Here is a 22,885-nt window from a genome sequence, read left to right as displayed (position 1 = left end):
ACGCTGGTTGACTGAAAGGATAAAACTGATTTGTCAACCAGCGTGGCAACAAACCTGATAGGGAGGTGGCATCATGGATGTAGTGATTTCTTACGCGCTAGCTATCGGCGTACTGGCCTGGTCGTATTCGAAAGACAAGTCTAAGACCCGGCAGGGATTGAAAAAAGCCTGGAAGGCATTTGAAAATATTCTGCCGCTTTTGCCGTCGTGTTGCTCTTGATTGGCATTTTACTTACAATGATTTCACCGGCAACAGTAACGGCCATGTTGGGGCAGAATAGCGGCTTTTTCGGCATGCTGATGGCCAGTATTATTGGCTCTATCACGTTGATACCCGGTTTTATTGCCTTTCCGCTGGCGAAAGCGGTTTTGGACATGGGGGCGGGGATTCAGCAGGTGGCGATCTTTGTGTCCACGCTCATGATGGTGGGCGTGGTGACGGCACCGCTGGAACGGCAGTTTTTTAACACTAAGGCGATGCTCTTACGCAACGGCATGAGTTTTATCTTTTCCTTTGTCGTAGCGTATGTCCTGGGGCAGGTGATGGCGTTATGAATTGGCTTATGCGGTATAAGTGGGTGTTGGCCTTTTTGTTAGTAGACGTTGCGCTGTACATATATGACCAAACGTTGGGCCGGGAAATCATGCGCCGGACCCAAGAAAGCTTTGTTGAGATGTTGAGTTTTATTCCGCCGATTTTTGTTTTGCTGGGGCTGCTGGACGTTTGGGTGCCGCGGGAAAAGGTGGTTGCCCACTTAGGCCTGGATTCAGGAATGGCAGGCATGGGCTTGGCAACCTTTTTGGGAGCGGCAGCTGCCGGGCCGCTCTATGGTGCGTTTCCCGTCGCGGCGGTCATGATGAAAAAAGGGGCAAGCTTTTATAATGTCATGATTTTTATCGGTGCTTGGGCCACGTTGAAACTTCCGATGTTTCTGTTTGAAACACAATACTTAGGACCTGTGTTTGCCGGTACGCGCTGGATAGTAAGCTTAATTGGCATTGTCGTGATTGCCGTTACGATGGATGCTTTGTTATCATCGGCAGAAAAACAGGAAATATACCGGAAGCATAGTGAAGTACCTCCGAACCAGCAACCTGGATGTGAGCAGGGCAAGGCTTTGGCTCCCAAATAATAGAAGTGAGGGGATTAAGGATGAAGGTAGGACTTATTCGCTGTATGCAAACGGAAGATTTGTGTCCTGGGACTACCTGCTTTAAAGTGATGAAAGAAAAAAAGCTGGCTTTTGAAGGACTTGGCGAGGATGTGGAAGTAGTTGGCGTGGTGACCTGCGGCGGTTGTCCGGGCAAAAAGGCGGTTACGCGGGCGGCTGAAATGGTAAAGCGCGGCGCGGCGGCGATTGTTTTTGCGTCCTGCATTAAAAAAGGTACACCCATTGGCTTTGCCTGTCCGCATGCCCAAGCGCTGATGGACGCTGTGGCTAAAAAAGTCGGGCCGGAGATAAGGCTGTTCGATTATACACATTAGACACGGTTTCACTTCTGGGTGAAAAATATGAGAGGAGGCCCTGCAAATGGAGGAGTTGGCCTGCCTGACGGCGACCTACGGTTTTCCCCTGGTAGTGGCCTTCTACCTTATGGTCAGACTGGAAAAGCGCCTGACCGAGCTGATCAGCGCCATCAATCAGATGTGCAGTTGCGTCGAAAGGATGGAGGTCACGAAGAAAGGATGCTTAAGACAGTGTATGGCCCGCCGTCCGTCAGCGGATACAGAACGGATTGAAGCGGCGGAAGCAGAGGCGGAGAGCGCTCTGGTGCGTGAGAGGGTTTTACCGGTTGAAGCGGTGCCCGCATCTTCGTGAGACAGGCCGGTAGCTTTTATAGTTGCAGTAAAGCGCACAGAAAGGGAGGACACTGGCAGGAGGTTATATGTTGTATATTGACATAATTTGTTGAATGTTGTTAAATAAGAGTAATAGGCAAACCTTCTGAAAAGTGGGGGCGCAAAACTATGGGTCTAAAGACTTGCGCGTCTATGACTGCCAGGTTGCATCAGATGTTTTATATGCTGAGGTAACTTGGCAGTTATTGTTTTATTGGGATTTACATACCCGGTTAAACTATCCGCTTCAGCAATAGGACCTGTGATAACTAACGAGGAGGGGTTTGGCATGAATGAGTTTCAAAATGCAATTGAATCGGCTTCCAAGTATCAACTATTGATACCTCTCGACAGCTGCATCATGATTTGTAATGCTGAAGGAATAATCGTCAAATTTTTACCGGCAAAGACCTTTGACATGGGCGTTAGGGAAGGGAATAGGATAGCAGCCGGCGGCTCGCTGGACCAATGTTTAAAAACGCAAAAAGCAATACATACGACGTTGAAAAAAGAATTGTATGGCGTTGCTATAAAGGCAATTGCCATACCGATTATGGAAGATGGCAAACTGGCAGGAGCCATGGCAACCGGAACAAGCATGGAGACACAGCAAATATTGCATGAATCGTCGCAAACCATTGCCGCTACCGCCGAGCAAATGACGGCTACCTCCGAGGAGTTAGCGGCAACGGCGACACAGCTTGCGCAAGACTTGGACGGTATCAAGGACCGGGGTGAGCACGTCTTAGCAGAGATTAAAAAAACGGACGGTATATTGCGGTTTGTTAGCGAGGTGGCCGCCAACTCTAACCTACTGGGGTTAAATGCGGCTATCGAAGCGGCCAGAGCGGGAGAGCACGGGCGCGGCTTTGCGGTCGTTGCCGAAGAAATTCGCAAAATGGCTGATAACAGTGCTAAAGCAGTTCAGGATATCAAGGTTATCCTGAATAGCATTAACTCAGACACAAAAATAATAGTGGATCAGATCATTTCGACTGCGCAACTCGGTGAGCGCCAGGCGGCAGCGACTGAGGAAATCTCAGCATCCATGCAGCAACTGGCGTCGTCAGCGTCGGATGTCGAAAAGATTGCGGAGATAATTTAATACTCGAAGGCAATCAACCCTAAGCGAAAAGCTTAGGGTTGATTGTTCATGAGTAGAAGCCAAGCAGGAGGCCTCTTTATACTTTTTTCAATGTGATTGCAACCATTCAGGAACTATCTTGTAATCACTCCTCGATAAATCACACTTAGAGTTTTGTCAAGATAATCGGAATTTGTAACAAGTTTAATGAACAAACATCATTTTTCTTGTCTTTATATTACCTATGGGATCTGTCTCTATTTGATTTTGTTGGATATAACGCATATATGACGTTTAGTAGTCCCAGTACACCACTAATTACGAACAGGAATTTCGTATATGTTCCACTGTAAAAAAATCCACAGACAGAAAGGACGAAAATAAACAGGCTGATTGCCATATACTTAATTGAATTTATCAATCGCGGTGAAATCATTTCAGATGTTCCCCCTATTTAACAATATGGTGGCAGTCGCTGCATTCTTGGAGTTCAAACTGGATATTGACATGATGGATGTTAAACTTTTCACCTAACGTGTATTTAATATCATGCAAGATAGGCTCGGTTTGCGAAAGCTTGATATCCCGGTCAAGCCTCACGTGGGCGGAAAGGGCGATGCTTTCTTCGGCCAGGCACCAAACATGAATATCTTTGGCTGTTTCCACATAAGGAAGTTCGGAAAGAGTCTCCGCTATCCTGTCGATAGATATATCACTAGGTATACCTTCCAGCAAAATGATTGTAATGTCCCTAAGCATCGTTACCGCGCCGCGAAAAATGGTAAGGCCCAGGCCGGCGCTCAATACCGTGTCAACCCAAAACCAACCGGTAAAGTAGATGACGATACCGCCGATGAGTATGCCTAATGAGGCGCAGGCTTCACCGGCAAAATGGAGCCAGACGCTGCGCATGTTTAAGTTATTTTTCGCACCGTTACTTACTAGCACGGCGATTATTGCGCTTGCACCGATGCCGAGCAGGGAAAGCCACAGCATACCGGCTGTTTCCAGTGCTGCGGGGTTAAGAAAGCGAACGTAAGCTTCGTAAAGAATGTAAAAGGAAATGCCGATCAGACTTAGGTTATTCAACAGGGCGGCTAAAATGCCGACCCGATGAAATCCGAATGTGGCCCATTTTGTCGGCGGATGGTTAGACACTTTCATAGCGAGCCAGCTTAAGACAAGTGATAATAAGTCGGTCAACAGATGCCAGGCGTCGCTGATCAGTGCGAGACTATTCGTCATATATCCGCCGATAAGTTTAGCGGTAAAGTGGGCTGCCGTAAGGATGGCAGCCCAGCCAAGGGCTTTAGTGGATGAATGCATTTTTTTTCTCCTCCGATAGACACAAAATCAGATGTGTCGCATAAAATATAGTAGGTTATCGATGCGATGAGAATGAGTCTCATTCTATTGAGAAGACTGAAATAAAGCAGGAGGTGAAACCATGCTGTCGCCCAGCCTGGAAGATTACCTGGAGGAAATCTATAGATTCTCAGTCAGCAACGATATAGTACGAGTTAGTGGTATCAGCCAGAAACTGCATGTAAAGCTTCCCTCGGTAACGAAAGCGCTGGGAAAACTTCGTGCAGGGGGATATATTACCTACCAGAAATATGGCATGATCGGGCTGACTGACAAAGGCAGACAGACGGGGGATTACCTCGTAGCAAGAAACACTCTCCTGCAGGATTTTCTAAGAACGATACAGGCAGATTGCGATGTGGCTGCAGAAGCGGAAGCGATGGAGCATTACCTATCAAAATCAACGATATTCTCCATTGAATATGTGATGGCATTCATAAAAGAGGACCCGGAGGTGTATCAGCGTTTTCTTAATTATGTGCAGGCAGCCAAACAGAGGCAAAAAGGCAAATGAACTGGGCTTTGTGGCCCCGGGTTATATTTAAAAATAAGCAGGGATAGTTTTTAGGGCTACCGGCGAGTAGCCCTTTATTATTTTAAGCTATACCGATGAAGGGGCCGGCTGCGTCAAAGCATAGAAAAACGATTACTGTCCGGATGTTGTGACGATGGGTCTGTAGCCATGGTGGCAGCCATGGCTATAGACCTTATAGAATTTTGGAGGGATTAAGGTTCTATCTATTATTATTGAAATATGAACAGCATAGTAATTGGGGAACTATTAGGCAAAACCAAGGATTCTGGCGGATTGCGCTACGATGAGACAGACGGCGAAAGCGATGACTGTTGGAAGGAGGAAGGCGAGCAAAGTCCATTTGGCACTGCCGGATTCTTTATAGGCAGAGAGCAAAGTCGTGGTACACGGCCAGTGCAGCAGGCAAAATAACATCGTACAGACGGCAGTTAACCAGGTCCAGCCGTGGTCGAGTAATATTTGGCGGAGTTCATCCAGGCTGTCAAACTCCATCATTTGGCCTGTGGCCAGATAACTCATGAGGAGAATGGGAACCACGATTTCATTGGCAGGCAGGCCGAGGATGAATGCCAGGAGAATGAATCCGTCAAGACCAATGGCATAGCCAATTGGCTGTAGCCAACTTGCCAGATGACCGATGATACTCAGGTCTCCTATGTAGACATTGCCAAGAATCCAGGTGATGGCGCCAGCCGGAGCGGCCATGACTACAGCGCGTCGTAATACAAAGAGCGTACGGTCGATGATCGAGCGGTAGATGATCGCTCCGATTTGCGGCGGACGGTAGGGTGGGAGTTCCAAGACCAGGGAGGAAGGTTCTCCTTTGAGGATGGTATGGGATAGCCCCCAAGATACCGCAAAAGTTACTGCAATGCCAATGAGTACAGTAGCTGTAATAACCAGCGACACGGTAAGCGATGATAATTCGGTTGCTACCGCTCCCCCCATAAAAATAGTAGCGATGGCGATGAGAGTGGGAAAACGCCCGTTACAGGGAACAAAATTATTGGTCAATAGGGCAATCAGCCGTTCACGCGGGGAGTCGATGATGCGGCAAGCGACAACTCCGGCTGCATTACAGCCAAAGCCCATGCACATCGTTAAGATCTGCTTACCACATGCTTTGCATTTTTTAAACATGTTATCCATATTAAACGCGACCCTAGGTAAATAACCTAAATCCTCTAATAAGGTAAACAGGGGGAAGAAAATGGCCATCGGCGGCAGCATAACAGACACAACCCAGGCTAGCGCCCGATAGAGGCCAAGTACCAAGACACCGTGAAGCCAGTCAGGAGCTCCGGCAAGCTTAAACCATTCGGTAAGCTGATCTTGGAAAGCAAACAGCGCATCTCCAATGATTTCAGAGGGAATATTGGCCCCTTCGATTGTTAGCCAGAAAACGATGCTCAGAAGCGCCAGCATAATCGGATATCCGAATAAACGGGATGTGAGGATATCATCAAGTTTAGTATCCCAGGTAAGTTTGCCCGGAGTGTTGTGGGTGACAACTTTACGCGCTATCTGTTCCGCGTTGGCGTAAATGTCGGATACAATCGTATCCCCAAGCGAGTTGCCGGAACGGAGGCGAAGCTTATCCGCTTCCGTGCAGATTTCCGCCAGCGTTGTCATGGGTTTGATTTTTCCGTTCATAAAGCTGCTACCTCCTGAAGTACTTTCAAATTTGACTGAAGGTCTAAGTGACGGCTGATGCTCTCAATGAATGCCTTATCGCCGTCCAGCAGCCGGAGTGCAACCCAACGGGGATTCAGTTTGTGGTCAACAAGGCACTGAAGATTGGGTAAAAGCCCCTGTACCGCCTCTTCTACAGACGGCGAATAAACAAGCTGCCGGGGACTATATTTGCGGGCACCGGTGCTAACCTGATATAAAGTTTCCCGGAGAGTATCTAATCCTTCCGATTTTCGTGCAGCGGTAGCTACGACAGGTACGCCGAGTTCTTTTTCCAACGCCGGGAAATCAATCGTGATATTTTTCTTCCTGGCTTCGTCGATGAGGTTCACACAGACAATAACGTTGGGGGTAATTTCCATCACCTGCAGGGCAAGGTTCAAATTGCGCTCCAGACAGGTGGCATCTAACACTACGAGGGTAGCATCCGGCTCGCCAAAGCAAATAAAATCACGGGCAACCTGTTCTTCCACTGTGTGCGCCAGTATTGAATAGGTTCCTGGCAGGTCAACCAGCAGGAAAGGCTTCTTACGATAAGTAAAAGTGCCTTGGGCGTTATCTACCGTTTTGCCAGGCCAGTTGCCGGTATGCTGTCTTAGACCAGTTAGTGCATTAAATACAGTACTTTTGCCAACGTTGGGGTTACCGGCCAGGGCGATAACGTATTGTCCTGGTTCAGGAGTTATGCCGAAATGTTCACGCAGCACCCGGCCGCGGTTTTCTACTTGCCTATTCACAGTTATTCGCCTCCATATATTACATAGGGTATATTTTAATCAAGCTAGCGTCATCACTGCGCAGTGCTATGGTAGTGTCACGCACTTTAAACGCAATGGGGTCGCCCGCCGGACTTTTCCTGACGCACTGTACCTGAGTTCCCGGCAGAATGCCCAGGTCCAGAATCCGTCTTCTGAGCAAGCTGTCAAGTTCTACGGATGATATTTTACATGTTGTGCCTACCGCTAGGTCTGCCAAAGTGGATGTTTTTGCAGGGCTTTGCATACTGTAAACCTCCTTGTATTTGCCTTAGCTAAGTTTTTCCTCAAAGAAAGGTTAGCGATAGCTAACACCATTGGGTAAAGAAAGGTTAGCTATCGCTAACATACGGCCCGGTAAAAACGGTTAGCGTAAGCTAACACCAATTTTTCAACCGTCTGCTATAGGATATGGGAAAAAGAGAAAAGTGCTACTGGAAAAGTAAAAAAATTTAAACGTGATCAAGATTAGAAATGCTTGGCCAGTCGGATAAATATTTGATAGTATTGTCAGCCATAATAGGCTAAGGGATATTATTTGATCGGATGGATTCTTAACATTTTAAGCAGCGGGGACTCAGCCAACGGATAAAATATTTAGGGGGTAGTAACATGCGAGAATTTTGTCCTTTTAATAAAGAGGATCAAAAATGTAGGATAGATTGTAAATTATATGTTTATACCAATGATGCAGAAACCGAAGGAACCTGCGCTTTTACTTCTGTGGCCTGTTCATTAGCTGACATTGCCAAGAAATTTTGGAATGCTGTTTGAAAAAATATAGGGAAGCGCTATAATACGAAAGGAGTCACGCTGAAACGCTTACGTTTCATCCCGGCTCCTTTGTTAAAGCAATCCCAATAACGGCTCGTAATAACAGCAGTTAAATTACCTCATTTTACCTGAATAATGAAGAATATTTCAATCCATAATAATTGTGTAATATATGGAAGGGAGTGTTAACTTTGGCGCAATTAAATCAAATGGAGCTTCAACATTTACGCCACATGATTGGCGGTCATGAAACGGTGGCCAATAAACTGGAAGCGTACGCTCAGCAGTGCAATGATACACAGCTCAAGCAAATGTTTCAACAAGACGCAGCGACAGCCAGAAGCTCAAAACAGAAACTGATGTCATTTTTACAATAAGGAGGGAAGCCAAATTATGAATGATAAAGATATGCTCAATGATTATTTAGCCATGATCAAAGGCAGTTTAGCCACCTATGCTAATGTAATTGCCGAAACAGGTAATTCTCAATTGCGTTCAACCTTTCAGCAAATGAGAAACCAGGATGAACAGCGGCAGTATCAGATTGCTCAAACGGCACAACAAAAGGGGTATTACAAGCCGGCTGCCCCTGCTACGTCAAACGATATTCAGCAAGTAAAATCTGAGTTAATGAGTCTGTCAATGTAAAGAATAATAAACAGTAATTAATCCGCATCATGTGAGGTGCGGGTTAATTACTTTATAGCTGTCAATATAAAGGTTGCCTGTTAATTGTCATTCTGATTCCTGGCAGAAGTTTTGCAACTAACAAATAATTGGCCTTTCGAATCAATTGAGGCATAAGTTACCTGAGATACCTTGGAGATACCGCGTGTGCTTAATTGTTTCTCCAACCAGGTTTTCGTTAGATTTTTCTTGTGGAGGTTTTGTTCAATGATTTCTCCGTCCATGATCAGCTCTACCGGGAAAGCGGGAGGAGGCAGGTGAATGCCAAAATCACTCTTGGTCATAGGCTGATAGTCGCTTTTTTTAATAATACTTAGATTACCGGATGTTTCTATGATGGCATATTGTACCTCATCGAGATCAAGGATACCCTGTTGACGCAATTGCCCTGTTAATTCATCTAAATCATAGCGCATACTTCGCATGTTTTCTTCTAAGATACGGCCATTTTCAATCACAACCGTGGAGGAACCCTCAATCATTTTTCTAAGTGGACGGCTTTTTATAGTAAGAAACGAGAAAAAATAGGTAAGTGCTATCATTAAAACTAAATCATAGTAGTGGTTCCACACTTTATCAGGGTCAGATCCTGCAACCGTGCCCGCGATAGAACCGATAGTAATACCACTGATATATTCATAAAAGGTTAATTGCCCAATTTGCGTATTTCCTAAAATGCGGGTGAAGACTAATAAACTTAAAAAAACTAACGTTGTTTGCCAGGTATCCCGGATATATTCTTGCCAGACCATCTTCTCACGTCCTTTATATAATTTTGGTTACAAAATATATATTGGACAATAAATAGGAAAAATATGCTAAAACAATGCATTGAAACAGGTCAGCCAAACAAATATTTAATCCCCTTCTCAGCCATAATAAAGGCTGGGGAGGGGATGTTTTGTTTGACAGGATTCTGGAAATTTTAAGCAGCTTGGGATTGCCAGGGGTATTTATCGGAGTTTTTTTAGAAGCAATAGGACTGCCCTTTCCCGGCAGCGTGTTGGTGCTTTGGCCGGTTTCTTGTCGAAACAAGGGGAGTTTATTATGATCATAGCTTGGTTGGTATCGCTGCTAGGCTACCTGCTGGGTTCGCTTTCTGCCTTTATGATCGGCCGTCATATGGGAGGACCCTAGTCGTGACAGGAGAAACGACGCGGGTTTGCGGAATAGAGTAGTATGAAAAGGAACATTTTATGGCAGATCCTTTTTGATGCAAAACAGCATTGGACAATTCGTCGAAAAGTATGGAAGAAGAATTCGACCAGTAGTTCGAAAAGAGGTTGAAAAGTTTCAACATTGCGGAGATCCACAACAGGGATTTGAGTTGTTTGTATGTGAAGGCTGTCATGATGTAAAAATAGTAGCCTATCGCTGCCGGAGTCGATTCTGCACAAGTTGCTCAAGTGGAGAAGCAGAGGAATGCGCAATTGTTCTCATACATTACCTTTCTGTTTGGGTGCATATATATAAAATCCTTTCGTGATTTTTCCATGCTTGTTGCAATAGCGGCTGTATCCGTTTGATTTCTTCTCGACTTAGTTTCTTTCTCAATAATTTCAATACACTATATTTTTGCGCCGGTAACGTAAACAGGAACAACGAGGACCTAGCCTTTACGGCTAGGTCCTCGTTGTTTTCTTAATGTTTCTTAATTTACTTTCCACCACATAACGCCGACAGTCGTCGCCGACTTTTCGGTGCAATACCCGTCCACGGCGCGTTCTTGCAGGAAACTGTGAATACCGGCTTCAACGTCCGGGCCGCTAACACCGAGCATAGAAAAGTAGCGGGTGTAGTGTTCCCACAGATAGTTCAGCGGTTCTTGTTCGCTATTGCTGTAGCTATAAAAAGAAAGATTAGGGCGGTAGCCCTCCTGATAAAGGATATTAAGCGGGTAGATAATATCAAAAGAAGGGGCGGGAGCCGGTTCTTGCAAGAGTTTTTCCCATAACAGGTGGCGAAGTTCGAGGGTATGCCGGCCGGCAAAGCCGATAAGGCAGCAGAATTTTCGGGCTATTTTGGTCATTTTCATCAGGCTGTCATAATCGTTGATTGCCGGGCTCTTAGCGGCAAAAGCGATATCATAGGAAGGCTCTGACGGCAAGTCGTTCCAGTCGGCTTTTCTGGTAGTAATCATAGCGGACAGGCCTGTTTTAAGTGCTTTGTCTTTGAGAGCAGCCAGCATTTGACCGGCAGTGTCCAGACCGGTAACCTTAACGCCTTTGGCAGCCAGCGGTAAAGCATAAGTGCCGGGACCGCAGCCGATGTCAAGCAGGGTGTCGCCCGCCTGGACGGCCCCTTGCGCTGCAAGATTGTCGATAATGTCCTGATGGATTTGCCGGTTGTCGTCATTATGTTTGGCATAGCGCCCGGAAAAATGGTTCCAGAATTCTTCCCGGGCTTGGGGATCAGGACGCCGTTTATTTCCGGACTGACGGTATTCAGCCCACGCATTGGCCCAGAATTGAGCATTGTACATAAGGGTGTCACCTCATATTTGGTTTAATAGTCCAGGGGTTACTGCTAAGGGAAACGGGCGGCCGCCGCCAGTAGTTTTCTGGTATAGGGATGGGAAGGATTGACGGTAAGCAGCTGGGCCGGCCCTTCTTCGACAATTTTGCCATGCTGGATAACGGCCAGGCGGTCACTGATTTTTCTTGCCAGCGCCATATCATGGGTAATAAATAGCATGGCCAGGCCGCGATTTTCCTGCAGGTTGAGCAGAAGTTTGATGATTTTGGCCTGAATGCTGGCATCCAGGGCCGACGTCGGTTCGTCGGCAATCAATATTTTAGGGTTTAAGGCTAAAGCACGGGCAATGACTACCCGTTGCGCCTCGCCGCCGCTTAGCTGGTGCGGGTATTTATGGAGAAAGATATCGGTTGCCGGTAATTCGACTTCGGTGAGCAACTGTTGAACAGTCGTTACTCTGTCAGTTTCCGTGCCGATATTTTGTATATCCAGCGGTTCTTTAATTAATTGACAGACGGTCAGACGGTGGCTGAGTGCTTCTTTGGGATTCTGAAAGACCAATTGAACTTGTTGATAAAAATCAAGCTTGCGTTCGGTGATTTTATTGCCGTTGAGGCGGATTTCACCGGACGAAAGAGGCGTAAGTCCCATGATGGTTTTGGCCAGTGTGGTTTTTCCTGAGCCGCTTTCCCCGATAATAGTCAGGGTTTCTCCTTCGTACAAAGTGAAGGTTAGGTTTTGAACCACCAGACGTTCATCCCATGCTTTGGTCAGGTTGGTTATTTGCAGCACCGGTACAATACCGCCGCGATGGCAGGCGAGGTTACGTCCGGCAGTCAGGGTAAGAGCAGGCATGGAAGCCTGGCAGGTATCCGGCAGGCTCTGGGTGCAGCGGGGCTGAAACGGGCAGCCGGGAAGATCATGTTGCATACTGCCGGGAATTCCTTGCAGGTCTTTGACAGTAGTCATATTCGGGTAGGCTCTTAAGAGACCGCGGGTATAGGGGTGGCGCGGGTCTTTCAGCACTGTCCGGGCCGGGCCCAGTTCAATGATCCGGCCGCCGTAGAGCACCGCAACGGTGTCGGCCAGTTCGGCGGCTGTGGCAATATCATGGGTGATAAGAATACAAGCGCGGCCGGCGGCAGACTGCTGTAAAAGAACGGTAATTTCCTGCTTGGTTAATGGGTCCAGGGCGGCGGTTGGTTCGTCCAGGAGCAGCAACTCGGGATTGTTGACAAGTGCCATGGCGATCAGCACGCGCTGCTGCTGACCGCCGCTTAATTCATGCGGACGCAGCCCGGCCAGCTCGCCGGTTATGCCGGTGGCGGCCAGAGTATCCAGGGCTAACTGACCGGCGGTAGACTTGTCGATAGCCTGGTGCAGCATAATGGCTTCGGTTACTTGTTCGACTGCCGTATATAAAGGGTGCAGAGCATTGTCGGTATTTTGAAAAACGAGGGAGATATCGTTGCCTCTGATGCAGCGCATCTCTTCTTGTGAAGCTGTAAGCAGATTTTGGTTTTTAAAACAGACTGTGCCTGTAGCGCCGCCGGCGCAAAGTCCGGCAATGGCGAGGGCCAGCGAGCTTTTGCCGGCTCCGGATTCACCAATGACCGCCAGCGTTTGTCCGGCTTTGACGGTTAAGTTAATATCCTTTAGGATGTTGGTTGTGCCATAGCTGACATACAGGTTTTGAATAGTAAGTATATTCTCTGTTTGTGCCATAATTACCTCTTTTCTGAACGCAGCCGGGGGTCGAGGACGGTCTCGAGTGCCAGCCCGGTGAAGGCCAGTCCGGCAATAGTGAGTGACACGGCCAAACCGGGTGGTAGCAGCCACCACTGCCACACGTCAAGGTAGGTGAAGGCCATTGCCTGCTGCATCATTTTTCCCCAACTGATAAGACCGGGGTCGCTGATTCCCAGGAAAGAGAGACCGGCTTCCATAAAAATGGCACGGCGGGCGTATTGAATAAACAGGGCCGAAAGCGTAGGTCCGAGGTCGGGAAGAATGTGTTTTCGCAATAAGTACCGTTTAGGAGCACCAAAGGTAGTAGCGGCCGCATAACTGGCCTTATTTTTTAGAACCAGTGTTTGTGCCCGCACAATGCGGGCGCCGCCGGGCCACATAAAGGCAGCCAGCAGAGTGATTAATAACAATACGCTGGGACGCAGATAGGCGGCAAACAGAGTAACCACAATTACCGGCGGCAGGACCAGCCAAATGTCGATCAGGCGCAAAATTACCCGGTCGACGAGAGATCCCAGGATTGCCGCCAAGCCGCCGAGCAGCAGGCTGAGGGCCACGGCCAGGACCGCTGTACCGCCGGCGACGGTAAGGGAAGTCCGGGCGCCATAAATAAGCTGAGCCCAGATATCCTGTCCCACTTCGTTAGTTCCCAACCAGTATTCGGCACAGGGAGGATGAAAAATGTCGCCTGTATAAGCAGCGGGAGAGTATTTGACAAGCAGCGGGGCCAACAAAGCGGCGGTAAGTGCGATAAACAGCAGCGACAATCCCAGGCGGCCAAAGGGGCTGGCCGTCAGTGCACTATCATACCGGATATGCATGGTTATCGCTCCTTGCTTTTGCCGGTTTGGCTGCGGTGCGAGGGTCGAGCCGTACACACAGCAGGTCAGTGACCAAATTAACAAACAGAACGAGTATGGCGGCCAGCAGTAAAATGCCCTGCAGCAGCGGATAGTCACGGGTAAGTACGGCTTTGTAGAGTAACGAGCCAAGACCGGGATAGGAAAAAACTGTCTCGATAAACAGGACGCCGCCAACTACATGAATGAAACTGAGTCCGGCAGCAACGGCCATTGGCAGGAATGCCGCGCGCGCCGCGTGACGATAGCGGATGGCAATATCCGGACAGCCTTTTGCCCGGGCCGTCCGGATGAAAGGCTCGCCCATCAGGCCGGCGATAGCACTGCGGGAAAACAGGTAAGCAGCAGTCAGCCGGACAAGCACCAGTGCCGTAAGTGGCAGCACCAGATGCTGCACGATGTCGACAAATAACCTGAACCCCGTAAAGCCGCTATAGGGGGTAAGCGCGCCGGACAAAGGCAGCCAGGCCAGAGAAACGCCAAAAATCAGCAACAGCACAATGCCGGCAAAAAAGTCGGGAAAACCACTGAAGAACATCATTATGCCCAGCAGGCAGCCGTCTTGTTTACTGCCCCGGCGGTAGCCCGACTCAATACCCAGCAAGCTGCCCAGTAGTGTTGAAAAGGCAAAGGCGAGTACAACCAGCAGCAGCGTCCAGGGGAGTACGCCGGCAATTACACTTGTGACAGAAGTATGGTAAAAATAAGAATACCCCAGGTCGGCGTGCGAGAGTGCCAATATATAGGCAACAAACTGCTCCTGCCAGGTCTGATCAAGGGCAAACCGGTGAACTAATTCAGCCTGCATCGCGGGTGTCATGGTCATTAACGCCTCGTCCCCGTAAATGGCTTGCAGCGGATCGCCCGGCAACAGCCGGGGTAATAGGAAGTTAAGAACGAGAATAGCCGTTAACGCAATTGCGTAGTCAACGGCTGTTTTAGTGGTTTGCATAGTAACCTCTAGTTGTTAATAAATGACATTTTATTTAAGGGAATAGGAACGCCCGAGCCGATGCCTTGTTTGGTAAAATACAGATCGGCTCTGTTGCTGTATGCATAGTACCAGGTAGGATAGTATAAAGCTATGGCCGGAATATCGGCGGCAAAGATACTCTGGATTTCGTCGATTCGTTGTTTGCGGGCGGCGTAATCCATAAGAGCAGCCTGGTCGGCAAGCAAACCGGCAAGTTGCTGGTTCTGATGATAGCGGGCGCTGCTGAAGCTTTTGCCCAGAATCATGTTTGTCAGATAATTTGGGTCTGCTCCCAATCCGCCGTGGCCATTTAAAGCCAGTTCAAAATTACCTTCATTGATGCGGCTGTCGAGAGTTTTACTTTCCAGAGCTTGCAGGTTTACTTTTATACCCAATTGCTCTAATTGCGCTTTAATGAATTCTCCCTGGCGTTCGCCGGGAGAACCCGGAGCACCGGCTTTGGCAGCAACGAGCAGTTCAACTGCTAGCGGCTGTCCGCCTTTTTCCCAATAGCTGCCGGCCTTGCTATAACCGAGTCTGGCCAGCAGTTTCCTCGCGCTGTCCGGACTGTAAGGGTACATAGCGGCTAAGGCCGGGTTGCACCACTGACTGTCAGGGGGGACAAGGCCAGGATTACCGGGAAGCGCTTGTCCGCGTAAGGTGGTTTCAATCAGTGCCTTACGATCAATCGCATAGGCTAAGGCTTGCCGGAAGTCGACATTATCAAATGGTTCTTTTTGGTGGTTGATAACCAGTTTGGCAATCCAGTCATGCGGCATGGTCAGGATTTTTAGACCGGCCTGCTCCAGGGGCTTGGCTAACTCAAAAGGAATTTGGGCCATATCGACCTGATGCTGTTTTAACGCGGCTGCCGCCATATCGGCATTCATTTTGATAAATTTTAGCTGCTGAAATTTGGCTTTGCCCTGATAATAGCCATCATAGGCTTCGTACAGATACGAACCCTGTTCTTTATTGTAGTCAACCAGCTTAAACGGGCCGGAACCAACAAGCGCTTCCGGCTGACGGAATTGAGCCGGATCGGTAATGCTTTGCCAGATATGTTTGGGCAAAATGGGGACAGTGCCGGCGACTTGCTCTAAGAACGGCGCATACGGGCGGGAGAGAATAATTTTTACGGTTTGGCTGTCAACGGCTTCTACGGTTTTAACCATTGTGGTATCGGTTGTTTGGTAAGAATGTTTTTTTAGATAGTCAAAGGTAAACACCACATCGGTGGCAGTGATTTTTTGACCGTCATGCCAGGTCGCTGATTCCACTAACGTAAAAAGATAGGCGTTATCGTCCGGGCGATACTCCCACTTGGCGGCCAGTGACGGGATATAGCCGTTGGCATCTTTCCAGATTAATGTATCAAAAAGCATACTCATGCGGATATAGCCGGGACCGCGGGCATAATGGGCAAACGGGGAAGGAAAGCCGTAATCACCGGTGGCATCCGCGATGGTGTAGACTTGGTTCCCGACCTGTGAGGCCGGACTGGTTGGCGATCCCCCGCAGCCAAGCAGTGAGAAAGTGAGGGACATGACCAGCAAGGCTATAAGTAAGCATTTGTTGCCGGTCAAGCTTACCACCCCCGGGTATATTCTTCCGTACAGGCGAGGCAGGCAATTTTGCCGTTTTTCAGACGGGCGCGGGCTTCCATCACCTTTTCCCCGCAATATTCGCAGATCACCGAGTTGAAAATTTTAGCCTCTGACGGTAGATTAAGCTCGACATTCTGAATTTTGAAAAGTTCTTCCAGTGGTGTAGCTAGCAAGCGGGCAGTGCGTTCGGACTGGAGTTTTTGCCAGCTTTCTTCCTGTTCAAGCGTGGCTTGTCCGCTGAATACGGCGGCTTTAATGGTTTCCTGTTCGGCTGTCAGCGGTACCATATCACCGGTCATAACTACCCGTACAGCTTCACCTGTGCTGCGGTTGCCGACCGTATAGGCCTGTTTGCCGTAATCTTTGTAGATGAGGTTGCCTTTGCCGATGGTGCAGCCTAAGAGTACCTGAATAGCATCAATGCCGCAGCCATCTGATTCGACAATAGTGACAAGCTCTTCGTCGTTGGCACGTTCCACCTTGAGGCGGGCCAGGGCGGCTTTAGCAGCCAGATAGCCAATCGTTAACCCGGGGCAGCAGTGTCCGTGAAAATCAATAGCTTTTTGATAGTCAGCAGGGCGAGTGTTCATGGGGTCATACCTCCAATATTTTTATTTGATAAATTAAAAAAAGACATAAAGAACTGCGGGAGACTGCAGTCTCCAACACGGCTTCATGCCTTTAGTTTCAAAATATGTTAAATTTTATATTCTTATTATCCTGTATGTGAAGCATGCTTGTCAACAACTATTTCTGAGCAAATACTTATATTTTGAATAATATCGGCTATGTATTGACATATAAAAGTGAATTTTGGTACAATCAAGGCAGTAAAGGCAGTTGAAGCTGCCTGGGCCGTAGGGAATACGGCCTATTACGAACAGAGCTTTCTTAGTTGAATAGCATGGAAAATTGCTGTGTTGAAATACTGCCATGAAGGTATTCGTGTAGAGCGATATTTTCATGGCTTTTCTATTAGGATCTGTTGTCTTGGCATTGATTAGGCCGCGTTTTGTCATGGAAAATAAAGGATTTGCAGGAGTTGGGGACTTATTGGACGAATATAGAGCTGAATCGTCCATTGTAGCGTAACGGAAGGTGGTAAAAGAATATGTTAATCGCAGTTATCGATGGGATGGGCGGAGGTCTTGGTGTACAGTTGGTTACACATCTTTCGTCACAGCTAGGCCAAAAGGCAGATATTATTGCGCTGGGGACTAATGCGCTGGCGACAAATAATATGGTGCGGGCCGGGGCTATGCGGGGGGCAAGCGGCGAAAATGCCGTGATCGTTTCCATTCGGAAGGTTGATGTGGTTGTAGGACCTATTGGTATTATTATTCCCAATTCATTAATGGGTGAAATTACGCCTAAAATTGCCGAAGCAGTAGCTTCCGCCGACGCGCATAAAGTTCTGATTCCGGTTAATCAACAACACTTTGATATTGTTGGGTTGGAAAGCCGGCCAATGGTGACGTCCATTAAAGAAGCGGTTGCGAAAGTAAGCGAACTTATTCAAGGAAAATCCTGGTAAACAAAAAAACAACCCGCCTGGGGTTGTTTTTATTTTGACTGTATTATCGGTCAGCTATTCAATAATTGTCGCCTTGCGGTCAGCGCGCCACCAAAGTACGCCGATGGTGGTATTAATGGATTCGGTACAATAATCTTCAACGGCGCGGTTGGTGAGAAACTCGATAATTTTGGCAGTTGTCTCCGGGCCTTCCAGGCCAAATAGTTTAAAGTAGCCGGTGTAATAATCAATCATATAGGATAAGGTTTCCCGGTAACGTTCGCGGTAACTGTAAAATTTAATATTTGGCAAAAAGCGTTCATGGTAGAGAATATTAAAAGGATACTGAATGTCGAAGGCCATATGCTCAGGCGGTTCTCCCATAAGGTGTTCCCACAGGAGAGCGCGAACCTTGATATGGTAGGTGCCGGCAAACCCAATCAGGCAGCAGACACCGCGGGACACTTCATTCATTTTCATTAAACTGTCATAATCGTTAATGGCGGTTGTATTTGCCGCAAATACGACATCATAGGCAGGTTCTGCCGGAAAATCAAGCCAGTCTGCCTCTAACGGCTCAATCCGGCAGGTAAGCCCTTCATGGATGGCCTCGGTCTTTAACATGGAAAGCATATTGCTGGCTGTGTCCAGTCCGGTTACCTGTCTGACCTTGGAAGCCAGCGGCAGCGTATAGGTACCGGGTCCGCAGCCAATATCAAGCACTGTGCTGAAGGGACTGATCACCTTGTCGGCTACCAGTCCTTCAACAATGGTGTTATAAATAGAACGGCTCTGGCGGTTGCGCAAGGCATGCAATTCGGCAAACGTATTCCAGAATTGCTGCCAGCCTTGCTTGTTGCTATAACTGGGTGCTTGATTAGAGGTATTTCTTACTTCCTGCCAGGCATCTGTCCAAAATTTAGTATTGCACATATATTGTCACCTTCCTGAAAATGCTGTTAGGAAAAGAATTAGCCGGTACCCAATCGGTAAGGATATCAAAAAGTAATTTTTTCAGTCGGATAAAAAAAGGCATGAACGTCCAAGGGTTATATCCCCGGGTTTCATACCGAAAGGCTGAATCTTCATGATTCAAAACAACTACTTTAACTATAAATTGTTTCAGCACGATTGTCAATTAGAACAAGGAATCGTAAGGTGAAAACCCTGAGCAGAAGTTGGCGGGTGGGATGTGTAAGGCTAAAAAAATAGTCTATTTGAACTTGACAAATCTTTTAAGAGGCAGATATACTGAATTTAATACAAGAGAATATTTGAGATAGGTGCCCTACGGGGCTTAATAGGGAAGACCGGTGCGATACCGGCGCGGTCCCGCCACTGTAACGGGGAGCAAGCTTAAAATATGCCACTGGAACAATAGGTTCTGGGAAGGTTTAAGTAAACAATGATCCGTAGCCAGGAGAACTGCCTATCTGACAATCACCGTTTGTTACCCACGAGGTATGGGGAGGGGATTACAGTGACGTTTGGTTTTCCTGCGTCAGCTTTCTAATTCACTCCTGGTATGTTGCTGCCAGGAGTTTTTTATTAGCCTGCTGTGTTCTTTCCCCGATCTGTTGAAGGTCGTTTTTTTTGCGACAAGTACACCGCTACTATTGCTAAATAAGGCAGGAGGAGGGGATTACCGTGAATGAAGTGGAGGATAAAGCTGGATTAAAGCCGGTTTTGGCACAGTGGAAAGAACAAGAGGACTTTAATTTTTATCTGGCTATTTTATCGCATCAATTCAACCACGTATTTCAACATTCCGAGCGAGTGGCTCATTATGCTGTTTCGCTGGCTAAGGCGATTGGCTGTAGTGAAAGTGAAATTCTTAATGTTGGCGCGGCAGCCATGCTGCATGATATTGGTAAAATTAATGTGCCGATCAAAGTGCTGTATAAACAAGGAGTGTATAACCGGCATGACCGCGAAGAGATGGAGCGCCATAGTGTGTATGGTTACCAAATGCTGCTGCGTTCCAAAGAATTACGCCAACTTGCTTCTATAGTACTTCACCATCATGAGCGCTGTGATGGAAACGGTTATCCTAAAAGATTACAAAGACAGGAGATTCCGTTGGCAGCACGCATCATTTTTGTTGCTGAGGCTTTTGATGTTATGACAACGGTGCAAAATTATCAGTATTTAAGAAACGGGGAGCAGGCGTTGGCTGAGTTAAAGCGTATGGCAGGCAGTCAGTTTGATGAAACACTGGTAGACGCCTTTATTCAGGCACCTCCCAAAATTATGGCCGAGATGAAAACAGACAAGACAATCCCGGTTAATCAGGAAGAAATGTATCAGGTTTTGGCTGCCGGCGGTGTTATGCGGTATATGCGCAATATCGCCAATTTGGGAATAATTTGTTTAGATAAAAATAATACAGTAGTTTTTTGCAATTCATACGCGGAAAAAATGCGGCAATTGCCGGCAGGCTCGTTATTAGGAAAAAATTTTTTGGATAACTATCCGTCTCGTCGGCGCAAAATTTTAGAAGGAAAACTGCTTCAACTGCGTGAAGGTGAAAACAATGAGTGGTACCGGCTTATGGGGCGTGATGGCAAATTCATCGAAAATAGATATTCACGGGTGTTTGATGAGCAGGGCAGTTTTATCGGTACCGTATTGGTTACTATTGATGTCACTGCAAGAGAAACAGTATCCCGTAGTTTAAGCGCGGCCCTGGAGCGGCAGGCTGCCTTATATCAGGCAGCACAAATTATCACATCTGCTTTAAACATTGGCGAAGTGATAGACGGTATTTTAAGAATTATTAAAAGGATCATAGTTGTCAATAGGGCAACGATCGATTTGCTGCCGGCAAAAAACAGCAGCATGGAAGCAATAGGCATATTGGGACAAGGCTGCCATAATGCAACGGAAAAATTGCGCAATACTCTGCGGACAGTAACGGTAGATGACCCAAAGAACAAGCGGACGGAATGGTATATTCCGATTATCTATCGGAGTGAATTGCTCGGAATTTTATTTGTGGAAAAGGTCATCCAGAAGGAGGATGACAAAGAGAAGCTGGAACTTTTAGAAGCACTGGCCAGCCAGACCGCGGTTGCGATACGAAATGCCAAGCTGCAGGAGGAGGTTGCGTATTTAGCTGAGTGTTTAATGCAAGAGGCCGATAAGCGGATGTACGAAAATAAGCGAGCGTATTATGAGGCAAGTAGGGCTTGACAATTGTTTCCGGACATGATATCTTTAGCACGTAAGGAAAATTGCATAAATGAGATAGGTGCCTACAGGCTTAATAGGGAAGACCGGTTAAAAGCCGGCGCGGTCCCGCCACTGTAACGGGGAGCAAGCTTAAGATATGCCACTGGGACAACAGGTCTTGGGAAGGTTTAAGCAAGCGACGATCCGAAGTCAGGAGAACTGCCTATCTGACAATCACCGTTTGTTACCCACGAGGTATGGGGAGGGGATTACAGTAAGTATTTGTGTACTTTGCTAAATTCGCTCCTGGTTAACCTGCCAGGAGATTTTTATTTGCTTACTGGGTTATTACTCCTGACTTTAAACGGTCAGGAGTTTTAATATATTCTAACATTTTTCTTACGCTCCTTTCGAATATTGCGCCATTGGCGCGGGTCATTTTGGCCCTTCTTTTCTACAATTATTTTTTTGATATAGATAATAATTTTAAAATGAGGAGGATGCCTATGTAATAATAAACAACTGGCTTGTATCAGATATATTTGCAGAATGAAGCGATTAGCGAACACTGCTTATACGGTAAACCCGAACGTTCGCGGGAAGGTTTGGCGGAAAGATCCCCGGGCCGGGAGAACTACCTGCCTAATACTATATCTGCGAACGCAGGAAAGAGATTGGCTCATTTTTATTAGGAGGAGATAAAATGGAAGAAAAATGGAAAAGAATTATCATTGGTTCTATGGCATGTGTCGCATTTATTGGTGCCAATGTAGCAACAACGTATGCGGCTTATCAACTAAATCCTGAGGTGAAAAACGCGACGCCGGCGCTCAAACGGGCAGCAGAAATTGGCGTACGTGTATCAGAAAATGCGGGCATGAAGGATCTGGCAAATAAGGATGCTATTGTTGTGATGAGTTTTGGTACGACATATGCGGATTCACGCCGGGTAACAATTGAAAAAACTGTAGCGGACATTCAGGCTGCGCACCCGGATACGAAAGTTGTTTTAGCGTTTACTTCCCATATTATTGTTGATCGAATTCAGCAAAAGGAAGGAATAAAAATTCCAACGCCGGAAGAGGCTTTAGCTCAATTGAAAGCAGAAGGCTATACGCGTATAGCGCTTACAACATTAGATATTATTCCGGGAATGGAATATGCTTATGACAGTGCAATTTTTGATTTATACAAGCATCAATTTAAAAAAATGACCATGGGAACGTCCCTGATGTATTGGATGGGACAGGAAAACCAAGCTGATGATGTTACGGAAGCTTTACAGGCAATTAAGACGGAATTCCCTAGAATCGGTAAACGTGACGCTGTTTTATTAATGGATCATGGTACGCCGCATCCCGCTAATGCTTATTATTCGGTTATGCAGGCCCGCTTACAAGAAATGGGTATGAATAATGTCTTTATTTATACAGTAGAAGGATGGCCGGGTTTAGAAACAGTCATTCCGCAATTAAAAGCAAAGGGAATTAAAAATGTAACGTTGATTCCGATGATGATGGTTGCCGGTGATCATGCAAATAATGATATGGCAGGATCAGATCCGGAATCGCATAAATCGATTTTAGAAAAAGCAGGCTTCCATGTATCGGCGTATATTCATGGGTTAGGTGAAAATGAAAATGTCCGTAAACTTTTTGTTGAGCGGGCTAATGATGCCTGGAATGCACTGGAAGCTGAGACCGTTCAGCCGGCTGTTCACCATATGATGAAATAAGGAAAGATTGGACGAGCCATGAACCAAAGCCGGAGAACTGCCTAACTGACAGTCGCCGTTAAACCCACGA

26 protein-coding genes, 2 pseudogenes and 3 riboswitches are annotated in these 22,885 nt (G+C 47.1%); of the genes and pseudogenes, 15 read left to right on the top strand and 13 right to left on the bottom strand.

The window, feature by feature from the left end:
* Nucleotides 1–73 precede the first annotated feature (73 nt).
* The 6 genes from BLR65_RS30410 to BLR65_RS07825 all read left to right on the top strand — a co-directional run bounded on the left by BLR65_RS30410 (nucleotide 74) and on the right by BLR65_RS07825 (nucleotide 2,945).
* The gene (locus BLR65_RS30410) at nucleotides 74–220 is read left to right on the top strand and encodes a hypothetical protein (protein ID WP_211285184.1); all 147 of its coding nucleotides are present in this window, start codon (nucleotides 74–76) and stop codon (nucleotides 218–220) included.
* The gene (locus BLR65_RS07845) at nucleotides 217–555 is read left to right on the top strand and encodes a hypothetical protein (protein ID WP_211285183.1); all 339 of its coding nucleotides are present in this window, start codon (nucleotides 217–219) and stop codon (nucleotides 553–555) included. Before BLR65_RS30410 ends, BLR65_RS07845 begins: the two co-directional genes overlap by 4 nt.
* Nucleotides 552–1,133, top strand: coding sequence for a permease (locus BLR65_RS07840; protein ID WP_211285182.1), 582 nt, complete (start codon nucleotides 552–554; stop codon nucleotides 1,131–1,133). The genes BLR65_RS07845 and BLR65_RS07840 overlap by 4 nt, the downstream gene beginning before the upstream one ends.
* 20 nt (nucleotides 1,134–1,153) lie before the next feature.
* On the top strand, nucleotides 1,154–1,486 hold the full coding sequence (locus BLR65_RS07835; protein WP_093793635.1) for a CGGC domain-containing protein: 333 nt from the start codon (nucleotides 1,154–1,156) through the stop codon (nucleotides 1,484–1,486).
* 46 nt (nucleotides 1,487–1,532) lie between these two features.
* The gene (locus BLR65_RS07830) at nucleotides 1,533–1,820 is read left to right on the top strand and encodes a YvrJ family protein (RefSeq protein WP_093793634.1); all 288 of its coding nucleotides are present in this window, start codon (nucleotides 1,533–1,535) and stop codon (nucleotides 1,818–1,820) included.
* A gap of 106 nt (nucleotides 1,821–1,926) precedes the next feature.
* A riboswitch (cyclic di-GMP riboswitch) is annotated at nucleotides 1,927–2,013 on the top strand.
* Nucleotides 2,014–2,129: 116 nt separating this feature from the next.
* Nucleotides 2,130–2,945, top strand: a complete 816-nt coding sequence (locus BLR65_RS07825; RefSeq protein ID WP_093793633.1) for a methyl-accepting chemotaxis protein — start codon at nucleotides 2,130–2,132, stop codon at nucleotides 2,943–2,945.
* 429 nt (nucleotides 2,946–3,374) lie between these two features.
* Here the strand turns inward: BLR65_RS07825 and BLR65_RS07820 are convergent, their stop codons facing one another.
* On the bottom strand, nucleotides 3,375–4,250 hold the full coding sequence (locus BLR65_RS07820) for a cation diffusion facilitator family transporter (protein WP_093793632.1): 876 nt from the start codon (nucleotides 4,248–4,250) through the stop codon (nucleotides 3,375–3,377).
* Nucleotides 4,251–4,371: 121 nt separating this feature from the next.
* Here BLR65_RS07820 and BLR65_RS07815 point away from each other — a divergent pair, with 121 nt between their 5' ends.
* Nucleotides 4,372–4,803: a metal-dependent transcriptional regulator gene (locus BLR65_RS07815; protein ID WP_093793631.1), complete on the top strand. Its 432-nt coding sequence runs from the start codon at nucleotides 4,372–4,374 to the stop codon at nucleotides 4,801–4,803.
* A 267-nt stretch (nucleotides 4,804–5,070) separates the two neighbouring features.
* Here the strand turns inward: BLR65_RS07815 and BLR65_RS07810 are convergent, their stop codons facing one another.
* The 3 genes from BLR65_RS07810 to BLR65_RS07800 are packed head-to-tail and all read right to left on the bottom strand — an operon-like array spanning nucleotide 5,071 to nucleotide 7,518.
* A complete protein-coding gene (locus tag BLR65_RS07810) occupies nucleotides 5,071–6,477 on the bottom strand; it encodes a nucleoside recognition domain-containing protein (protein WP_093793630.1) in 1,407 nt (468 codons plus the stop codon).
* Nucleotides 6,474–7,253: a FeoB small GTPase domain-containing protein gene (locus BLR65_RS07805; protein WP_093793629.1), complete on the bottom strand. Its 780-nt coding sequence runs from the start codon at nucleotides 7,251–7,253 to the stop codon at nucleotides 6,474–6,476. Before BLR65_RS07805 ends, BLR65_RS07810 begins: the two co-directional genes overlap by 4 nt.
* Nucleotides 7,254–7,272: 19 nt before the next feature.
* Nucleotides 7,273–7,518: a FeoA family protein gene (locus tag BLR65_RS07800; protein ID WP_093793628.1), complete on the bottom strand. Its 246-nt coding sequence runs from the start codon at nucleotides 7,516–7,518 to the stop codon at nucleotides 7,273–7,275.
* A 365-nt stretch (nucleotides 7,519–7,883) separates the two neighbouring features.
* Here BLR65_RS07800 and BLR65_RS29625 point away from each other — a divergent pair, with 365 nt between their 5' ends.
* The 3 genes from BLR65_RS29625 to BLR65_RS07790 all read left to right on the top strand — a co-directional run bounded on the left by BLR65_RS29625 (nucleotide 7,884) and on the right by BLR65_RS07790 (nucleotide 8,693).
* Complete coding sequence (locus BLR65_RS29625; RefSeq protein WP_169716942.1) at nucleotides 7,884–8,045, top strand: hypothetical protein; 162 nt, start codon at nucleotides 7,884–7,886, stop codon at nucleotides 8,043–8,045.
* A 209-nt stretch (nucleotides 8,046–8,254) separates the two neighbouring features.
* A complete protein-coding gene (locus tag BLR65_RS07795; RefSeq protein ID WP_245692589.1) occupies nucleotides 8,255–8,422 on the top strand; it encodes a hypothetical protein in 168 nt (55 codons plus the stop codon).
* A gap of 16 nt (nucleotides 8,423–8,438) precedes the next feature.
* The gene (locus BLR65_RS07790) at nucleotides 8,439–8,693 is read left to right on the top strand and encodes a spore coat protein (RefSeq protein ID WP_093793626.1); all 255 of its coding nucleotides are present in this window, start codon (nucleotides 8,439–8,441) and stop codon (nucleotides 8,691–8,693) included.
* 80 nt (nucleotides 8,694–8,773) lie between these two features.
* Here the strand turns inward: BLR65_RS07790 and BLR65_RS07785 are convergent, their stop codons facing one another.
* Nucleotides 8,774–9,484 (bottom strand): DUF421 domain-containing protein, encoded by a 711-nt coding sequence (locus BLR65_RS07785; RefSeq protein ID WP_093793625.1) that lies wholly within the window; start codon nucleotides 9,482–9,484, stop codon nucleotides 8,774–8,776.
* A gap of 149 nt (nucleotides 9,485–9,633) precedes the next feature.
* On the opposite strand from BLR65_RS07785, the gene BLR65_RS07780 reads away from it, so the two are divergent.
* Both BLR65_RS07780 and BLR65_RS31745 read left to right on the top strand, forming a co-directional pair.
* Nucleotides 9,634–9,783, top strand: coding sequence for a hypothetical protein (locus tag BLR65_RS07780; RefSeq protein ID WP_176772711.1), 150 nt, complete (start codon nucleotides 9,634–9,636; stop codon nucleotides 9,781–9,783).
* Nucleotides 9,784–9,911: 128 nt separating this feature from the next.
* Nucleotides 9,912–10,176, top strand: a pseudogene (locus tag BLR65_RS31745) (transposase zinc-binding domain-containing protein); the annotation flags it as partial.
* On the opposite strand, the pseudogene BLR65_RS31740 reads toward BLR65_RS31745, so the two are convergent.
* The 7 genes and pseudogenes from BLR65_RS31740 to BLR65_RS07745 all read right to left on the bottom strand — a co-directional run.
* Nucleotides 10,172–10,298, bottom strand: a pseudogene (locus BLR65_RS31740) (IS91 family transposase); the annotation flags it as partial. The pseudogenes BLR65_RS31745 and BLR65_RS31740 sit on opposite strands and share 5 nt — an antisense overlap.
* Before the next feature lie 85 nt (nucleotides 10,299–10,383).
* Nucleotides 10,384–11,214 carry an SAM-dependent methyltransferase gene (locus BLR65_RS07770; RefSeq protein ID WP_093793623.1) on the bottom strand — a complete coding sequence of 277 codons (831 nt, stop codon included), beginning with the start codon at nucleotides 11,212–11,214 and terminating at the stop codon, nucleotides 10,384–10,386.
* A 44-nt stretch (nucleotides 11,215–11,258) separates the two neighbouring features.
* Nucleotides 11,259–12,932 (bottom strand): ABC transporter ATP-binding protein, encoded by a 1,674-nt coding sequence (locus BLR65_RS07765; protein WP_093793622.1) that lies wholly within the window; start codon nucleotides 12,930–12,932, stop codon nucleotides 11,259–11,261.
* 2 nt (nucleotides 12,933–12,934) lie between these two features.
* Nucleotides 12,935–13,777 (bottom strand): ABC transporter permease, encoded by an 843-nt coding sequence (locus BLR65_RS07760; RefSeq protein ID WP_093793621.1) that lies wholly within the window; start codon nucleotides 13,775–13,777, stop codon nucleotides 12,935–12,937.
* Nucleotides 13,761–14,768: an ABC transporter permease gene (locus BLR65_RS07755; RefSeq protein ID WP_093793620.1), complete on the bottom strand. Its 1,008-nt coding sequence runs from the start codon at nucleotides 14,766–14,768 to the stop codon at nucleotides 13,761–13,763. The genes BLR65_RS07760 and BLR65_RS07755 overlap by 17 nt, the downstream gene beginning before the upstream one ends.
* A gap of 8 nt (nucleotides 14,769–14,776) precedes the next feature.
* On the bottom strand, nucleotides 14,777–16,375 hold the full coding sequence (locus BLR65_RS07750; protein ID WP_211285181.1) for an ABC transporter substrate-binding protein: 1,599 nt from the start codon (nucleotides 16,373–16,375) through the stop codon (nucleotides 14,777–14,779).
* A gap of 2 nt (nucleotides 16,376–16,377) precedes the next feature.
* Nucleotides 16,378–16,986 (bottom strand): FmdE family protein, encoded by a 609-nt coding sequence (locus BLR65_RS07745; protein WP_093793619.1) that lies wholly within the window; start codon nucleotides 16,984–16,986, stop codon nucleotides 16,378–16,380.
* A gap of 521 nt (nucleotides 16,987–17,507) precedes the next feature.
* Between BLR65_RS07745 and BLR65_RS07740 the strand changes: the two genes are divergently transcribed.
* On the top strand, nucleotides 17,508–17,930 hold the full coding sequence (locus tag BLR65_RS07740; protein WP_093793618.1) for a DUF3842 family protein: 423 nt from the start codon (nucleotides 17,508–17,510) through the stop codon (nucleotides 17,928–17,930).
* Between the two features lie 54 nt (nucleotides 17,931–17,984).
* Here the strand turns inward: BLR65_RS07740 and BLR65_RS07735 are convergent, their stop codons facing one another.
* Nucleotides 17,985–18,842 (bottom strand): class I SAM-dependent methyltransferase, encoded by an 858-nt coding sequence (locus BLR65_RS07735; RefSeq protein WP_093793617.1) that lies wholly within the window; start codon nucleotides 18,840–18,842, stop codon nucleotides 17,985–17,987.
* A 331-nt stretch (nucleotides 18,843–19,173) separates the two neighbouring features.
* A riboswitch (cobalamin riboswitch) is annotated at nucleotides 19,174–19,356 on the top strand.
* Between the two features lie 200 nt (nucleotides 19,357–19,556).
* Here BLR65_RS07735 and BLR65_RS07730 point away from each other — a divergent pair.
* Entirely contained in the window at nucleotides 19,557–21,101 is a 1,545-nt protein-coding gene (locus tag BLR65_RS07730; protein ID WP_093793616.1) for an HD domain-containing phosphohydrolase, read from the top strand.
* Between the two features lie 39 nt (nucleotides 21,102–21,140).
* A riboswitch (cobalamin riboswitch) is annotated at nucleotides 21,141–21,321 on the top strand.
* 462 nt (nucleotides 21,322–21,783) lie between these two features.
* Nucleotides 21,784–22,815: a sirohydrochlorin cobaltochelatase gene (locus BLR65_RS07725; RefSeq protein WP_093793615.1), complete on the top strand. Its 1,032-nt coding sequence runs from the start codon at nucleotides 21,784–21,786 to the stop codon at nucleotides 22,813–22,815.
* The last annotated feature ends 70 nt before the right edge of the window (nucleotides 22,816–22,885 follow it).

The sequence above is a fragment of the Sporomusa acidovorans genome, assembly GCF_900101845.1.
GTDB lineage: Bacteria > Bacillota > Negativicutes > Sporomusales > Sporomusaceae > Sporomusa > Sporomusa acidovorans.
Note: the sequence above shows the minus strand (reverse complement) of the source record. Positions and strands in the feature narration are given on the sequence as shown.

Excerpts from the sequence above, each read along its gene's own strand:
- BLR65_RS30410 (WP_211285184.1), top strand. The coding sequence starts at position 74 with ATGGATGTAGTGATTTCTTACGCGCTAGCTATCGGCGTACTGGCCTGG.
- BLR65_RS07840 (WP_211285182.1), top strand. The coding sequence starts at position 552 with ATGAATTGGCTTATGCGGTATAAGTGGGTGTTGGCCTTTTTGTTAGTA.
- BLR65_RS07835 (WP_093793635.1), top strand. The coding sequence starts at position 1,154 with ATGAAGGTAGGACTTATTCGCTGTATGCAAACGGAAGATTTGTGTCCT.
- BLR65_RS07830 (WP_093793634.1), top strand. The coding sequence starts at position 1,533 with ATGGAGGAGTTGGCCTGCCTGACGGCGACCTACGGTTTTCCCCTGGTA.
- BLR65_RS07825 (WP_093793633.1), top strand. The coding sequence starts at position 2,130 with ATGAATGAGTTTCAAAATGCAATTGAATCGGCTTCCAAGTATCAACTA.
- BLR65_RS07820 (WP_093793632.1), bottom strand. The coding sequence starts at position 4,250 with ATGCATTCATCCACTAAAGCCCTTGGCTGGGCTGCCATCCTTACGGCA.
- BLR65_RS07815 (WP_093793631.1), top strand. The coding sequence starts at position 4,372 with ATGCTGTCGCCCAGCCTGGAAGATTACCTGGAGGAAATCTATAGATTC.
- BLR65_RS07810 (WP_093793630.1), bottom strand. The coding sequence starts at position 6,477 with ATGAACGGAAAAATCAAACCCATGACAACGCTGGCGGAAATCTGCACG.
- BLR65_RS07800 (WP_093793628.1), bottom strand. The coding sequence starts at position 7,518 with ATGCAAAGCCCTGCAAAAACATCCACTTTGGCAGACCTAGCGGTAGGC.
- BLR65_RS29625 (WP_169716942.1), top strand. The coding sequence starts at position 7,884 with ATGCGAGAATTTTGTCCTTTTAATAAAGAGGATCAAAAATGTAGGATA.
- BLR65_RS07795 (WP_245692589.1), top strand. The coding sequence starts at position 8,255 with ATGGAGCTTCAACATTTACGCCACATGATTGGCGGTCATGAAACGGTG.
- BLR65_RS07790 (WP_093793626.1), top strand. The coding sequence starts at position 8,439 with ATGAATGATAAAGATATGCTCAATGATTATTTAGCCATGATCAAAGGC.
- BLR65_RS07785 (WP_093793625.1), bottom strand. The coding sequence starts at position 9,484 with ATGGTCTGGCAAGAATATATCCGGGATACCTGGCAAACAACGTTAGTT.
- BLR65_RS07770 (WP_093793623.1), bottom strand. The coding sequence starts at position 11,214 with ATGTACAATGCTCAATTCTGGGCCAATGCGTGGGCTGAATACCGTCAG.
- BLR65_RS07765 (WP_093793622.1), bottom strand. The coding sequence starts at position 12,932 with ATGGCACAAACAGAGAATATACTTACTATTCAAAACCTGTATGTCAGC.
- BLR65_RS07760 (WP_093793621.1), bottom strand. The coding sequence starts at position 13,777 with ATGCATATCCGGTATGATAGTGCACTGACGGCCAGCCCCTTTGGCCGC.
- BLR65_RS07755 (WP_093793620.1), bottom strand. The coding sequence starts at position 14,768 with ATGCAAACCACTAAAACAGCCGTTGACTACGCAATTGCGTTAACGGCT.
- BLR65_RS07745 (WP_093793619.1), bottom strand. The coding sequence starts at position 16,986 with ATGAACACTCGCCCTGCTGACTATCAAAAAGCTATTGATTTTCACGGA.
- BLR65_RS07740 (WP_093793618.1), top strand. The coding sequence starts at position 17,508 with ATGTTAATCGCAGTTATCGATGGGATGGGCGGAGGTCTTGGTGTACAG.
- BLR65_RS07735 (WP_093793617.1), bottom strand. The coding sequence starts at position 18,842 with ATGTGCAATACTAAATTTTGGACAGATGCCTGGCAGGAAGTAAGAAAT.
- BLR65_RS07725 (WP_093793615.1), top strand. The coding sequence starts at position 21,784 with ATGGAAGAAAAATGGAAAAGAATTATCATTGGTTCTATGGCATGTGTC.